General features: G+C 34.3%; 18 protein-coding genes. 12 read left to right on the top strand and 6 right to left on the bottom strand.

The window, feature by feature from the left end; translation table 11 throughout:
- The first annotated feature begins 34 nt into the window (after positions 1–34).
- The 10 genes from SMUL_RS09000 to nrdD all read left to right on the top strand — a co-directional run bounded on the left by SMUL_RS09000 (position 35) and on the right by nrdD (position 8,295).
- Positions 35–2,347, top strand: coding sequence for a DEAD/DEAH box helicase (locus tag SMUL_RS09000; protein WP_025344938.1), 2,313 nt, complete (start codon positions 35–37; stop codon positions 2,345–2,347).
- Positions 2,348–2,453: 106 nt separating this feature from the next.
- Entirely contained in the window at positions 2,454–3,200 is a 747-nt protein-coding gene (locus SMUL_RS08995; protein WP_025344937.1) for a PspA/IM30 family protein, read from the top strand.
- A complete protein-coding gene (locus SMUL_RS08990; protein WP_025344936.1) occupies positions 3,200–4,372 on the top strand; it encodes a hypothetical protein in 1,173 nt (390 codons plus the stop codon). Before SMUL_RS08995 ends, SMUL_RS08990 begins: the two co-directional genes overlap by 1 nt.
- 26 nt (positions 4,373–4,398) lie before the next feature.
- Positions 4,399–5,403 (top strand): DUF6094 domain-containing protein, encoded by a 1,005-nt coding sequence (locus SMUL_RS08985; RefSeq protein WP_025344935.1) that lies wholly within the window; start codon positions 4,399–4,401, stop codon positions 5,401–5,403.
- A gap of 88 nt (positions 5,404–5,491) precedes the next feature.
- Entirely contained in the window at positions 5,492–5,773 is a 282-nt protein-coding gene (locus SMUL_RS08980; RefSeq protein WP_025344934.1) for a hypothetical protein, read from the top strand.
- Positions 5,774–5,888: 115 nt separating this feature from the next.
- Entirely contained in the window at positions 5,889–6,353 is a 465-nt protein-coding gene (locus SMUL_RS08975) for a hypothetical protein (RefSeq protein WP_025344933.1), read from the top strand.
- On the top strand, positions 6,340–6,717 hold the full coding sequence (locus tag SMUL_RS08970) for a hypothetical protein (protein ID WP_025344932.1): 378 nt from the start codon (positions 6,340–6,342) through the stop codon (positions 6,715–6,717). Before SMUL_RS08975 ends, SMUL_RS08970 begins: the two co-directional genes overlap by 14 nt.
- Positions 6,718–6,954: 237 nt before the next feature.
- Positions 6,955–7,470 (top strand): hypothetical protein, encoded by a 516-nt coding sequence (locus tag SMUL_RS08965; protein WP_148295287.1) that lies wholly within the window; start codon positions 6,955–6,957, stop codon positions 7,468–7,470.
- Positions 7,471–7,563: 93 nt separating this feature from the next.
- Positions 7,564–8,058 carry a hypothetical protein gene (locus SMUL_RS08960; protein ID WP_025344930.1) on the top strand — a complete coding sequence of 165 codons (495 nt, stop codon included), beginning with the start codon at positions 7,564–7,566 and terminating at the stop codon, positions 8,056–8,058.
- Between the two features lie 63 nt (positions 8,059–8,121).
- The gene (nrdD, locus tag SMUL_RS17090; protein ID WP_148295286.1) at positions 8,122–8,295 is read left to right on the top strand and encodes an anaerobic ribonucleoside-triphosphate reductase; all 174 of its coding nucleotides are present in this window, start codon (positions 8,122–8,124) and stop codon (positions 8,293–8,295) included.
- A gap of 298 nt (positions 8,296–8,593) precedes the next feature.
- Here the strand turns inward: nrdD and SMUL_RS17820 are convergent, their stop codons facing one another.
- The 5 genes from SMUL_RS17820 to SMUL_RS17460 all read right to left on the bottom strand — a co-directional run bounded on the left by SMUL_RS17820 (position 8,594) and on the right by SMUL_RS17460 (position 10,985).
- Positions 8,594–8,701, bottom strand: a complete 108-nt coding sequence (locus SMUL_RS17820) for a YHYH domain-containing protein (protein ID WP_223809816.1) — start codon at positions 8,699–8,701, stop codon at positions 8,594–8,596.
- Between the two features lie 114 nt (positions 8,702–8,815).
- A complete protein-coding gene (locus tag SMUL_RS08955; protein ID WP_025344929.1) occupies positions 8,816–9,922 on the bottom strand; it encodes a nickel/cobalt efflux transporter in 1,107 nt (368 codons plus the stop codon).
- Between the two features lie 9 nt (positions 9,923–9,931).
- On the bottom strand, positions 9,932–10,201 hold the full coding sequence (locus SMUL_RS08950) for a metal-sensing transcriptional repressor (RefSeq protein WP_025344928.1): 270 nt from the start codon (positions 10,199–10,201) through the stop codon (positions 9,932–9,934).
- 364 nt (positions 10,202–10,565) lie between these two features.
- Entirely contained in the window at positions 10,566–10,754 is a 189-nt protein-coding gene (locus SMUL_RS17465) for a DNA/RNA non-specific endonuclease (protein ID WP_025344927.1), read from the bottom strand.
- 39 nt (positions 10,755–10,793) lie between these two features.
- Positions 10,794–10,985 (bottom strand): hypothetical protein, encoded by a 192-nt coding sequence (locus tag SMUL_RS17460; RefSeq protein WP_025344926.1) that lies wholly within the window; start codon positions 10,983–10,985, stop codon positions 10,794–10,796.
- Positions 10,986–11,171: 186 nt separating this feature from the next.
- On the opposite strand from SMUL_RS17460, the gene SMUL_RS08940 reads away from it, so the two are divergent.
- Together SMUL_RS08940 and SMUL_RS08935 are read left to right on the top strand one after the other, a co-directional pair.
- Positions 11,172–12,035: an IS1595 family transposase gene (locus tag SMUL_RS08940; protein ID WP_025344925.1), complete on the top strand. Its 864-nt coding sequence runs from the start codon at positions 11,172–11,174 to the stop codon at positions 12,033–12,035.
- On the top strand, positions 12,028–13,083 hold the full coding sequence (locus SMUL_RS08935) for a P63C domain-containing protein (protein WP_025344924.1): 1,056 nt from the start codon (positions 12,028–12,030) through the stop codon (positions 13,081–13,083). Before SMUL_RS08940 ends, SMUL_RS08935 begins: the two co-directional genes overlap by 8 nt.
- A 477-nt stretch (positions 13,084–13,560) precedes the next feature.
- Here SMUL_RS08935 and SMUL_RS08925 read toward each other — a convergent pair whose 3' ends face one another.
- A complete protein-coding gene (locus SMUL_RS08925) occupies positions 13,561–15,054 on the bottom strand; it encodes a radical SAM/SPASM domain-containing protein (RefSeq protein ID WP_025344922.1) in 1,494 nt (497 codons plus the stop codon).
- Positions 15,055–15,079 lie beyond the last annotated feature (25 nt).

Below are 15,079 nucleotides of genomic sequence, written 5' to 3'. Positions count from 1 at the left end.
TAGGTTTGTCCTCTTTCAAATGAAGGAGAAAATTATGAGCAGTAGCATTGTCACTGCAAGCTTCGCAGATTTGGTGAAAAATAAAGCTAGTGTGCTCTCAGGAGCGATTAGCCGAATTGTTCAGCCAAAATTCAAAGGAGTAGAGAACCCAAAAAAGTATGAAGGTCAGATGAGATCGCTTCTACAATTAAAGAGAGCTCCATTTCCAAGACAAGCTAGGCTAATTGCGGCCAGCAGTGAACACTTAAAAAAGAATGACTCACTCATTATTAGCGCAGAGATGGGCACAGGAAAGACAATATCGGGGATCAGCATTGCTTATCTCATTACGTTGGCTTGCCAAGGCTTTAACAAAAATCCAATCAAACCGTTTAAAACTTTTATCATGTGTCCATCTCACCTAGTTTCTAAGTGGGCTTCGGAGATAGAAGTGACATTAGGCAAAAAGGATAAAGCTGCTATTCCATATCAAATTGTTATCGTAAAACGATGGGACGATTTGGCTGGCTATCATCTACGCGCACTTGAAAATAAAACATACTTTTTTATCCTATCTAAAGAGACTGCGAAGCTCTCTTACCCAAAACGTGCCACATATAATATGCGTAAGCGATTGATTGTTAACGAGAATGAGGAAAAGGTACTCTCTTATCAATACACATGCCCTGATTGTGGATGTATTCTTGATGAGTCACCTTTTAAATATCATACTCCTGATATCCAGCGCGTATGTGATTGTGGTTCTGTTTTGAGACAAGTGGATAAAAATAAATCATCAAATACTCGCCTATCTGTTGCAGAATACATCAAAAAGCAGTTCCCAAAAGGTTGGATCGATATTTTATTCTTGGATGAACTCCATGAATTAAAAGGCGGTGATACTGGACAAGGAAATGCTTTTGGTGCTATTGCTTCAATGTCAAAAAAGTGTGTGGGCTTAACCGGTACACTTCTTAATGGCTATGCAAGTAGTTTATTCTACATCCTTTATCGTTTAAACCCTCGCTTAATGAAAGAAACCTTGAAACTTCAATATAAAGATGTTGAGAGGTTTGTTGAACTCTACGGTGCCCGTGAGGAAATTTACGACGCAAAAGAGTCAAACACGGAGGGGGTTGTTACAAAAAAAGGTGCAAAAGTTTCCATGAAAGAAATACCACGTATTAGCCCTTATCTTTTGACATTGCTTTTACCATTCACAATCTTTTTAAGGTTAGACGAGATGAATATCGAGTTACCTGATTATGAAGAGAGCGTTGAATTGGTAGAACCTGATAAAGAGTGGCTTAGTACATATCAAAACTACCTTAGCGATATAGCGAAGGAAGTTAGAGAAGATAAAAGGGTACTTGGTGCTCTTGCAAATGATGCGATAAGTGTATGTGATTTACCATTTATGGACTTTGCGCCTAACTTTGGTCAATCATTCTATAAAGCGCCAGTGGATGAAAGCTTCATCACGGCAAAAGAAAAAGCACTTATTAACAAGGTAAGAGATGAACTAAAAAAAGGGCGTAAGTGCCTTGTGTTTGCAACTTACACAAATCTTGGTGTTTCTAAGCGATTACAAACATTGCTCAGTGAGAGATTGAAAGGGTTCGTTATTAAATGCCTTCCAAGTTCAGTTGAAGCCTCTAAAAGAGAGAAATGGATCAAAGATAATCCTTGCGATGTTTTGATTTGTAATCCCGAATTGGTTAAGACTGGTTTGGATCTACTTGAATATCCAACCATTATCTTTTATCAGACGACTTACAACGTTTTTACGTTGAAGCAAGCGGCTAGGAGAAGTTGGAGAATTGGTCAAACAAATAACGTGTGGGTCATTTTTATGGCGTATAAAAATACGGCACAACGAAAGGCTCTTTCCTTGATTTCCAAGAAAGTTGCAGCAGCCAATAGTTTAGAAGGACGCTTATCATTAGGTGGCGATCTTGCTGGATTAGAAGAAGCAAGTACCTCTTTGCAGATGCAACTTGCCAAAGCAATATCGAGTGGTGCTATGGGAGGTAATGACAATATAGAGACTACAAAATGGACTTTTGTTCCTAGAGAATGGGATGCGTTTGAGAGCTTGTACCTTGAACTCCAAGAAATAATGCAGAAAAATGCAAAAGTGAAAGCAAAAGACGTTGATGAGCCTCTTGAATTAAAACCTTCAGCAGTTCCGAAAAAGAGAAAAACAAATCCATTACCAATCACGTTAATAGATGAGGATGAAAAAATCACCATTTATAAACGTGTGAGAAGAGGCAAAATGTATTTTGATGAAGCGATTGATGTAACAAGAGCTGAAATTCAGTTAATGGTACAAGACAATGGACCAATTCAATTGAGCCTTTTCTAGGTAACGTAAAATACAGTATCTCCTTGCGGAGTTTAACCTGAAAAGGTTTTAGGACTTCCGTAAGGATTTCCTATTGTCTTTTTAATAGAGTCTTAGGAGGCTTATTATGGACGCTAAAAATTTCTTAAAAGTAAAGAACTTCAAAATCAAAGAGGGTTCATACACTTTTGAGGATGTAGAATTTATGAGTGCTACCGAAAAGAAAAAAATCTATAAAGGGTTTGTTTCATTTCTCAATAATCACTTCAAACATACGAACTTTATCAAAGGTATCTACCAACATTGTCATTTGCATTGTGGCTTTATTGCCCACTATAACATTAATGGCTTTTACGGTGAATATTTTTCAACTGCGGCAACTTTTCAAAAGATCGCTTTTGGCGTAGAAAAAAATCCGTCAGAATATGATGGTTACTATGTCGGAAGCAATCCGTTTACAGGTGTAGACAGCTTAAGTGCTAAACACGCTTTTTACGGTATCTACGAGGAGTTGACAACTTGCGAAAACGGGCTGGGAGATTTTTACAGCGCTTTTTCCGATCACGGTGGATATTTTGGTGCAGACATGAGTGGGGATCACGGTGATTTGAATATTGCTATTCGAGATGCTTTTAGGGCTTATCTGAAAGAGTGGGAGATCCTTATTGCTCAAGCAGTAAGTGATTTTGAAGCCTTTTCAAAAGATGAAGTAGCCAAAAAGCTCCAGCAGCAAAGAGATGAAGCATTAGCGCAAGCTAAAGCCCTTCAAAATGAGGCATTAGCACTTGAAGCGCAATTAGTTGAAAAACAACAATCTCCGAAACAACAATACACTCAAAGTACATTGTTTGATTTTTTAAATGAGGTAGCGTAATGAAAACAGAATTCAATGAAAAAGACATGGTGAGTGTGGTTTATATTGACAAAAGCGGAGAAGAACAAAGCATAATTGTTAAAGCCGAAAAAGATTACGTAGATAAAGCTTATCTTAAAATCACAATTTCGACCAAAGCAGGCATACTTTATGGTTTATACTCTGGTCAAACTTACAACTCAGTCGTCTCAATTGAGGTTACAGAAAAACATTATCCAAAAGCAAATTATGCAGGGGCTGAAGCTCGAATTTGTGATCTCGTGGCAGATAATAGCAGCTTCGTTAGGTACGTAAGATTAGCAGGGCAAGAGGATATGGTTCGCTCTATTACAGCCGTCATCATGCAAGGTAGGATGAAGATGAATAATCACAATCTTTACTTTGAAGGTTCAAATTATGTAAGAGTTTTTCCAAGTGGGATGCGCCGCATTATTAAACCGATAGGCGAGGGTATGGTTGATTGTATTTTATATCATCAGTCACTTATTCCCGATATCGGCATGAGCGCACTATTTCACATGGGAGATGATTGTTTTGAGGCGTTTAGAAAGTTTCTTCAAATTTTACCTATCCCTAGGATTTATCGTTTGGATGATGGTGAGAGACTAGAGAGACAAATCTTTGATCGATTGATTGAGAATGAGGTTATCAAAAAAGCGACAACTCACGTAGGTGTTGCAACTATTTCTACAATTGATATCGAAAAGCTTGAAAAAGATGATTACGCGGTCTTACGAGATGCCATAATCGAGATTTTAGAAAGCAGAGGGTATCAAAAGAAAGAAGTGGTTACCTTGGAATCAGTGAATAATATCGAAGAGATGGACGTTAATCAAAATATACCAGTTCCGAAGTATCTGAATGACTGTCCTGAATACGGTGTAACTGATGGGGATCGTTTCAAAAAAGTACATGCAAAATTCTTTAGTCCTAGTATGACTTGGTACATTACTGAGTATGAACGAGAGACAGGAATTTGCTTTGGATATGTTGAAAACTTAGGAGATCCGTATTGTTCAGAATGGGGCACATTTTATCATAACGATTTAGCCCAGTTCAAAAACAAGTACCCATTTGTATATGTTGAGCGGGATCTTCATTTTGGAGATGACGTTTACATTGACATTGAAGGCAATCTCCATAATGGGAAACCATCCGAGCAAGCAGCATAAAAGATTAAATAAGATAAGGAAAAAACATGGCAAGGTTAGCAAGTGAAGCTAAAATGGCGTTCTATCCAACTTCGGTTAAAACGGTAAAAAAAGTTAAAGCAATTCTGAATTTTGCAGAAGAGTCACGCATTATTGATCCGTGTTGCGGTGAAGCTGATGCGGTATCTGTATTTAAGGATTGTGGACGAGTCTATGGCGTTGAACTTGATACCATTAGAGCGAGAAAGGCTGAATCTAAGATTGACGTTTTGCTTAATGCAGATGCGAATGTCGGCGTAAAGCGTTCTCTTGATTGGGGTAGTTTTTTATTCCTCAATCCTCCATATGGCGTTGATTCATTAAACAATAGGCTTGAGCATAAATTTATTGAGTCATGGGGAAATACGATTGTGTTTGGAGGCTACTTGCTTCTAATCATCAACCCCTCATCTGTTGATTTGGAAATAGCGAAAGTGATTCGCAATCAACACTATAAACCAGTGCTTAACTTTTTTGATCCGCACAATGAAGACTATCAAAATTACCAACAATATTTTTTACTGTTTCAAAAAGAGTCAAAAATCTACAGACATGATGCAATAGCTATGTTTGATTGGATGAGTCCTGAGAACAGTATTGATATTAATCACTTCCAAGGCAATTTATTCGAGGTACCATCTGGTAAAGAGCCATCTTTCTTTCGAGAAAGAGTTCTTCCTTCATGGAAGCTTGATGAATTATTGCTAAAGAGTGATGTCTCAAAAGAGTTTGAGAAAGAACTATTAACGACACAGATCGGTTTTGGTTCGATTGAAGAGCTCAATGAAGGACAGCGTAATTTTTTAATTGCTTCAGGTGCAATCGATGAGCCATTGATAGAAGGTGATTGGGACAAAGGATTGATTCTAAAAGGAACGGTCAAGAAAATCACCACTGAGTCACCGCAAACCAATGATTACGGAGAGATTAATAGGGTTAAAGTATCTGAAAACTTCAGTACTGAAGTATATGGCTTTGATCTGAATACTCTCCAATTCTACAAATACAATTAGTTTATCTTATCTCATTAGAGATTTAACCTACAGGGTGAGAATTTACCCTTGTGGGTAAGTCTCGTCCTTGTCTTAGGAGGACAATACAATGAAAAATCAATTTTACGTACACTTCAATTTAGTGCAATCAAAGACGGTTACGGAGGCAGAACATGAATCTCTCAAAATCTACTTACGATGTCATCATGTTCCAAACCATATGGGCAATAGACCTAGAGGGATTGGCGATATCTATGATTTGGAATTCGTGATTAAGACTCATGAAGAACTTAAAGATGACTGGACTAACGGAGAAGTTTTATTTTCCGAAGGTTTTGGAGTTGTTAAAAAGTTATTCGATGCAGGTATCGCTTTTATTGAAGTGAAATAATTAGCATAAAAGTTTACCCTCACAAGGGAGATAGATTTTCTCCCTTTGGGTGAACTCTATTCTTTTGTGGGTGGTTTCAGCAATTTAATGAAATTAAACATATAAGGAATAGACGATGGAAAATACAGTAAAAATGAGCATGGAAGCCTATATGGATTCATTACGCTCTGACATTACTACAATCAATGAGCAACCTGAAAATGAATGCTGCGATGCAGTCGAAATCAAGGTACTTGAAAACGTTTTGGGCATTATGAATGCACACTTTGGCGACTATGACACGTTTTGTTCAGAGAATAAAGCAATGGCTACTTTTTTAGAGTCATTAGGTTATTCACACGAGCAGATCACAGATATTGCCAATGGTGAAAAACCAAAACTTGAAACCTTATCAAGCTTCTTTATCGCTTCTGTTGGCGGTGGAGATTTGCGCCATTGCGATACGTTAGCGGAGGCATTACAAAATTCAGTTGTTGCAAGATATCACAATCCTAATTTCATCATTGAAGAAGCTGTTGTTATTAAAAAACATTTAGCCAGTGATTATCTAGGTATGGAGGCAACAAATGAAAAAAATTAATTTCACTCTTACTGTTTCAGGCGACACACTTCAGGATCAATTTAATCTTCCAGACAGTGCAGAAACTTTACATGTAAATGTTGAGTATCCTGTTGATGGTCGGTTTAATATTAAACGCATCATGGTCACAAAAACCATAGACGTGCAAAGCAAAAAAGGCGGTTGTCATTGTGAAAGCTTTGGCCCGTATTTGCTCGAAAGATATGTTAGATCGATCAAGGCTTTCAAAGATAGCTTAAAAGGTCAACACGAGCTTGTAGCGCACGTTAAATCATCATTGTTGCAATCGCTTGAAGCATTAAATATGCTTGATGTGAGAGATGGCGATGAGATTGAGTTTGATGAATTTGAAGTTGTAGCATAAGATGGAGATTATATCATTCAGTGAACTAATCGCAAAAATATCTGATTCTTTATCAGATAAAGATAGCGATGAACTAGCAGAGATTGCAAAACATATTCTTGACAAAGAGGTATCTCATCAAGGAGATGGCACTTTTGTGATCTCTTAATAAAATTGTTACCCCAATTAGGGGCTGAAATTTACGATTTCGCCCCTAAAGGGCGAAGTATGTTCGCTCACTGGAGGAGCAAAAATATAATGGAAAATATTGAAATCAGTTACTTAATTGAAGCAAATAATCCCTCACTTGATGTATTAATTGAGGCACAAAAAAAGCTCGATAATGCCTGGGAGTTCTGGAAAAAAGCTGAAGGTATCAAGGTGGTTCAAACAATTTTAACCGACGATAACACGCCAAAATTGTTAAAAAAGCTATTTGAGGAAAATAATATTTCTCGAATATCTTGGGAAAAGCATTCGGTAAATAGTGATTATATGCCCGATTTTGCAGAAAAGCTTTTTTGCTGGAATGAAGACATGTTCATATTCACTATTGTTTTCGATATGAGATTGTCAGTAGATGATGCGCTGGCTTTTGGGTTAATCGAAAGTGATGATATCACTAAAGAAACTTTTGCTGATGATGTGGATAATTTTCTTCTTGGTGATGATTTTGAAGACAAAATCACACAAGAACAAGCAGATGAAGTCATGGCATATTTATACTCATTGTTTGTTACATCAAAAAAAGTGGATGCTAGATTACAAGATTAATAGTCGCTTCATTTTGAAGCTTACTCAATGGGGATAAATAAATCCCCATAAAGGGGTAAGTTTATCCTCTTAATGTTCTTCAGGAGGAACAAAATGCAAAGTATTTTAATTAAAACGAATGGTGAGAGATTAGAAATCCCCAATAACTCGTCCGCTGAATGCGCTGTACTACTCTTTTTAAACATTGCAGACGGACATTGCACAATAAGCCCTAATGAAGCCTCTGTCGATAAGTTCTCTGCGATGCAGGTTGGTATGAAAAACAATGATAATGAGCTTTTGCTTACGTTTATTGATGGCGATAAAGATGCATGGGATTGCACGCTTGATGAGATTGAAGAGACAAAAGGTACTCTTTTACTTCAACTATTGAACGGTCGATGTTCTGATTTTCACACAGAAGTAAAAAAGCTTCAACGTCCATATGTACCTATCACAAAAGAACAGTATGATGCGTTATTCGCTGTGCCAAATGATTATTACAAGTTTGGCAATGATGTTGTGACTTTTGGTGGTGCGGACGGTGGTTATGCACTCATGCCTTTGCAATCAATATATGCGAAAGCGATTTTGGAGGCAAGATCATGATAAATATTGATTGGAATACTAGATGCTTGTATAGTATCGTACATACAACCTTGGGAGGTTTACATGTCAAAAGAAGAAATCCTGACTAAATTAGCAGGAAAGCGTACACGTTGCATGGTTTATACTCGCGTAATGGGCTACCATAGGCCAGTAGAATCGTTCAACGTTGGAAAGACTGGTGAACATCGAGAGAGAGTTCAATTTGAAGAGAGTGCTTGCTCACGCAAGTGTTCATAAAGAAAAAAATGGTTTGCAAACTGTTTTTTCCGAGAGGCTAGGCCTCTCGTTTTTTTGAATCTTCTATTACTTAGATGTGCCCACAGCGTCTTTAAGTATTCCAACAAATAATTATAGTGATAGTACAGAAGATATGTTTAGTTCTTCATTAATTATATGAGAATATGAACTATCATAATTATGAATATTATAATGATAATTTTGGATAAATTTATAAAATAACTATATTTTCTATGAAAGAAAAATAATAGTTATTTTTATATTTTACCTTGAATTCAAGAATACCTACAAATAAATTTTAATGACAATGATAAGTGCCTGTTCTTGTATCATTGTGGCAACCACTTGAATCTGTTCTTCCTGAATGTGCATAAAGACTACCTGCTAAAATTACAATAGCAAACATAAATCCAATTACTTTTCTCATATCACAGCCCCCTAGTTATAAAGTAAGATTTTTTGATATTACTCCGCAGAGGCTTAAATATTATGTAAGAATATGACTAATTGATTAACAAACTCAAGGGAAGTGTGAAATTCCCTCATATCCTATATAAAGACCAATCAGAACAATTAATCCACTTGAAAAATAAGGTGCTTTTCTAATAACGCTTCCAAACCCACTGAACTTCTTAGACATGTAATGAACACTTAATGCCGCAATCATTCCAGTCATAACAAGTGTTATTGCCAATCCGATACTAAATCCAAAAACCAAGATAGCGCCCATTGTTAACTTTTTCAACTGAAGGCATAGAAGTAATACTGTAATTGTTGCTGGACATGGAATAAGTCCACCTGTTAATCCAAAAAGCAGAATTTGAAAATTAGTCACTTCTTTATTAGCAAATCGTTTTCGAATATCATTGGCATGTGCTAATTCATGTGCATCTTGATATCCAGGAGCTGTTATATCAAGTCCCGCCATTTCTTCATGTACATGCTCATGGTGATGTTCGACAAACTCAATATCATATATATTGGTTTCATAGTTATGTGTGATAAAAACTCGTGCTACGAATTCATGAGGTTCAGGAATCTCTTCTAATGACTCCAAATAGTCTTCTCTTCGTGCAAATGTAAAAGACTGACTGGTATTATCAGTGCGTTCTGTTTGAACCACTATTTTACTTTGCTCTAATATATCAATATTTTCTGTTTTTAATCGAAATTTTGGAGGTTGATTTTCTTCAAAGATAGAAAGTTCAACATCGCCTATCACTGTTTCAATGGTAAATGCTTCATCATGATGGTGATGATCATGGTGTTCATGTTCATGAAAATGTTGCTGATCTTTATAAGTTTGTCGAATCATCCATGCAGCAACACCTAAGATAATAACAGATGACGCGATTTGCAAATAGGGCTCGATTGCTCCATCACTGTATTGTGCCCCAAAGTAAAGCCCCGTAAGTGCAATAATCCAGACAATTGCTGTGTGTGAAATAGTTGCTGCAACACCTAACATCATAGCTTGCCAAATAGTTCCTCTAATGGCAATAATAAAAGAAGCCATCATTGTCTTTGAATGTCCTGGCTCTAACCCATGTAGAGCACCTAACAAAATGGCACTTGGTAATAAAATCCATAGATTTGCACCGTCATTAATAAGAGAAGTTATATCCATTTTTGATTCCTAAAGGTATTTTGTGATTTGTTTAAATTCATTGAGTACATCATCTGAACTCAATGCTCCATCAATTACTGCATTATCCAGACAATGGTCAATATGATCATGGATGAGAAGTTTTTTAGCATTGCTAATAGCTTTTTCAACAGCATGAAGTTGTTGTGCAATATCTGTACATGATCGTTCTTTTTCAATCATTTCAATAACACTGTGTAAATGACCGTATGCTCTTTTGAGTCGTTTGCTGACATCTTCATGGGAGGAATGTTTTGACATTTTATATCCTATACTAGGGGATAGGATAATTTTAACAGTATTTTTCTTAATTTGAGGATATAAAATAGTAATTGTAATCTTTTTGTAAGCCAGTATTTCTCAAAACTGGCTTATTCATCTCTACTGAATAACTTATGATGATTAGTGTATAACAAATGGATAGATGATGATTTCTATTAAAGCCGCAGCCATAACAATGATAGGTGTGAACGTGTGTAAGATGAAGTGTAATTTTAGGCAAATAAGCTCATGTAAAAAACAAATTACTAGATATTAAGTTTCTTATTTTAGTTTTAAATAAAATAATAATAACTCAATATATTGCTATAAGTATTTACAATAATAAAAAGTTTGTTTATTTAGTTTATATATAGAAATCTTGAGGAACCATATTGGCTAGACTAAAACTATCAGCTTGAGCCGATTCGGTTGGCATATCAGCTGAAGGGCTCATATGTCCTCTGTCATAACCGCTTTTAGCATAGTCTTTGAGTGCTGCTCTCTCATTTTGGGGTAAAAGAGTCTCTTCATGGAATTTATCTTTTCTAGGCACATCTGCATCAATAGCAGATGCTGTTAAATACTCTGCACTTCATAGTGGTGTTTTAGAAATACCACTATGCATGACACCAAATGCTTCAAAACATAACTCTTTGGTTTTAACAGCTAACTTCTCATTCACGATTTTTGGTGCATCACCATCCAAATAAAACTGAGGACATACTGTTGGTGCGGCATAGAGTATGATAGAAAACAATGAAGTGTGAAACAATGCTTTTTTCATACAAAAACCCTAACTAAAGAAGATACTTTTTAAAGCAGGATATTAGCATATCAAGGTGATATTGTGGGTGATGTGAATCAAGGGGATGCAACTAAAATTTAGGAAATTACATACAAGTTTACACAAAAAACTTGACATTTGTGTAATCAAATACTACAATACTTTTATAAAACATTGGAGTATTGCATGATAAATCAAAATTTTAAATCAATATTGGAATTGATAAGCGCTTTCCCCGATGAAGAAACTTGCATAAAACACTTAGAAGAACTTAGATGGAATGGATATTTTGTCAGTCCGTTTGATAGAACATCTACGGTTTATAAATGCTCTAATCATAAATATAGGTGTAAAAATACTTCTAAATATTTCAATGTTAAAACAGGAACTTTATTTGATAACACAAAAGTAAAACTTCAAAAATGGTTTATGGCTATTTGGCTTGTAACTTCTCATAAAAAAGGTATATCTTCTTTACAACTTGCCAAAGATATTGATGTAACTCAAAAAACAGCATGGTTTATGCTGCAAAGAATAAGAGCGTGCTTTGGCATTGAAAATAATAACGATTTGGATAATACAGTTGAAGCAGATGAAACTTATGTAGGTGGAAAAAATAAAAATAGACATGTTGTTGGAATGGTTGAAAGAAACGGAAAATTAAATGCTAAAAAAATTAATGATGTTAAATCTGAAACTTTAACAACTGAAATTATCAGAAATGTAAAACTATCTGCTAGTTTATATACAGATGAATGGTTAGGATATAAAGGCGTTTCAAGAATTTATGACCACTCAATAGTTAAACTTAATCAAGGTGAATATGTTAATGGTAGAATTCATACAAATACAATAGAGGGTTTTTGGTCACTATTAAAAAGAGGTATCATTGGTATTTATCATTTTACATCTAAAAAACATCTTCAAAGATATGTAGATGAGTTTGTGTTCAGATATAACACTCGAAATAGAAGCGAAGCAAATAGATTTAATCTACTATTGTCAAATACTGAAATTAGAACAACTTATAAAGGATTGATTAATGGGTAAAATATTAAAAGCTGATTATAAAGGAGAGCTAACATTAGGTGATATAGTTATTCCATGCGCCGTTTTAGAAGATGGAACAAGAATTTTGAATGAAACTAATATTATAAAAAATTTCGGTTCAACTGGTGGAAAAAATTATAAATTAAGAAACAAAAATGAAAATAAAAATGGATTTGGACCTTTACCTATTTTTGTAGCTTCAAAAGCTTTAGAACCCTTTATTGAAAGTACTTTTGACGAAATGGACCTTATACCAATAGAATATACAACAGATGGAGAAAATATTCTAAAAGGGTATAACGCAACAATTTTTCCTAAAATTTGTGAAGTTTGGTTAAAAGCTAGAGAACATAGGACTTTACAAGGTTCTCAATTACCAAAAGCTATGAAAGCGGAAATATTAATAAGGTCACTTGCAAAAATAGGTATTACTGCATTAGTTGATGAAGCAACAGGTTATCAATATGATAGAGAAAAAGAAGAGCTACAAAAGATATTAGGCTTTTATATTGCGGAAGAAAAAAGAAAATGGGAAAAAACTTTTCCAGATGAGTTATATAGACAATTTTTTAGATTAAATGGTTGGGATTATACTGTTCATGGAATAAAAAATAGACCCGGAGTAATTGGAACTTGGACAAACACATATATTTATGACCAACTTCCAATTGGGGTAAGAGAAAAATTAAAAGAAAAGGTATCAAAAAGTCAATCTGGAAATGATACAGAAAGAATGCACAGTTATTTAACTGAAGATGGGTTAGAACATTTAACAAATCAAATAAGAGATACCATTCCATTAATGAGAATTGCAGATAATTTTGAAGAGTTTAAATATCTTTTTCAAAAATCAATTGATAGACAAAGAGGTCAATATGAATTACCTTTTGAAACTGATAATAAAGGGCATATTATAGAAACAAAAGATGAAACAATATTATCAACTTATAATAAAAACCTAAAAAAGGCTCTCGACTTTAACCCCAACAATGAGGGGAAAACTATAAGTAAAAGACAATCTAAAAAGCCACAAAGTAAATTATTTTAGCTAAGCTTTTTTTTAAAAGCTTAGCTAATAGGCAATACAATAAAAACTAATTTTGTGTAAACTTGTATATAGTTACCAAAATTTATTTCAAATGGTTTTTATTTAGAAAATTGCAAATAGAATTTATTGATTAGAGTTTAATTTTAAACCCTTCATCTTCATCAATAATAGTTTCTCCACCTTTACAGGTACAGCTTGGGCTATAACTTCCATCACAGCAGGTCACTCGACCACTTTGGCAACCACAAACTCTACCATGATGTGAACAGCAACCTCTTTGAACAAGCAAATCTTTATTTTCATCGTTTTATAATTGATTCACAATTTTTCGAGTCTGGTTGAATGACGAAGTTGTTTTGAACATCAGAAGCAAATAATTGTAGGGTTAGAAAGAGCAGAAGGCTTATGATAATTTTTATGAAATTAACATTTTTCATACTAATTTTTTTGATGGCGTATTCCACATGATCATAAATTTTATAAGCAACATTTCTCATTATTTATTTCTTTTTTCCATTTATCCATCATAATTCTATTAATTTTAGCAGTTTTACAAAAGAAACTATTAACCGATAATGGATTCCCTTGTGGATCTTCATTTGCATTTCTTACCATACACATGGTACAAAAATTTCTATCTGAACACTTGAGACATTGAGGAAAATCTTTTTTTCGTAAATTTCTCAAATAATTAACTTTTTCTGCATGATCCCAAATTTCTTTTAAAGGAGTATTTTTTATATTTCCCACTATATAATCTTGCCAACCAGCACATGGGTATACATTTCCATTGTCTGCAATACACATGGAAGAAAGACAAACACTACATACAAAATCATTTTCAGACATATTCTGTTTTTCTTCTACTTCGCGATCCATTTGAACCATATATTCCGTATCGTTTTTGGCTATATCATTCATTACATCTTCTACTTCATCGATTGACAAACGATGATTCAAATTTTGTGTTGAATGATTATATTTTGCTATTATCACATAATCATTTCCTACGCTAATTTTATGCTCTTTTGCCCACTTTATAACATCATGGTAACAATGTTTATTCTGTTTTAATATTGGACAACTTATTTTTAGAGGGATATTGTTTTCTATAAGTTTTAAAATTGCTTTTTTTGTTTTTTCAAAACTTCCTTTTATTGCGGTTATTTCATCATGAATATTTGAATCCATAGAGTATAATGAGACTTGAATACCTAGCAGAGGATTGGCTTTCATTTCTTCAAGAATTTGGTCATTAAGTAATGTTAAATTGCTAAGAACACTTACAGAAAATTCATTTTCTCTGCATTTTGCCAAAAAATCACAAAAGTTATCATGGAGCATTGGTTCGCCACCACTTAATGTTATATGTAGCAAATTCATCTTTATAGCTTGATTTAAAATACTGTAAAATAGATCAGGATTTATATGACTGATTTTATTTTCGTGTGGGATATAACAATGTATGCATCTTTCATTGCACTTACTTGTGATTTCTACATGTAAGCTTGTAAGTTGCGGCTTGTCATTAAAGTATTCTCTTAAAAAATCTTGTGTAGATCGCTCATTTTCAAAATAGGATATATTATTAGGATTAGTTTCTAAATTAGACTCTAAAATGTTTGTGTATGAAAATTTTTCATCTTTTTCATCGCACTCTTCTAAAGTCTTTCCCGAAATAATAAAACCATCTTTTTCCAAATCCAAATAAAACTCTTGGGCATCATTTTTTATTGATGCAATATCAATGTCGGGGTATATTTTATTTATTTTTTTTGAAAGTTCATCAATAGCTTGTGCTTTTTTGCTCAAAACTGATAAAAATACAGCTCCACTTTCAGATAAAATTTTATCACCAATATCTTTTCTGTTATCGTTTAATCTTTTATATCCAAAATTACGATTATCAGTTACATAGCCAAATGATTTAAAATTTCTAAATATTACATTAGATTTTTTTTTGAAAAACACTTAATTATTCCCCCTACATGAGGTA

The organism is Sulfurospirillum multivorans DSM 12446 (genome assembly GCF_000568815.1).
Lineage (GTDB): Bacteria > Campylobacterota > Campylobacteria > Campylobacterales > Sulfurospirillaceae > Sulfurospirillum > Sulfurospirillum multivorans.
This window is presented reverse-complemented; position numbering and strand designations above follow the sequence as displayed.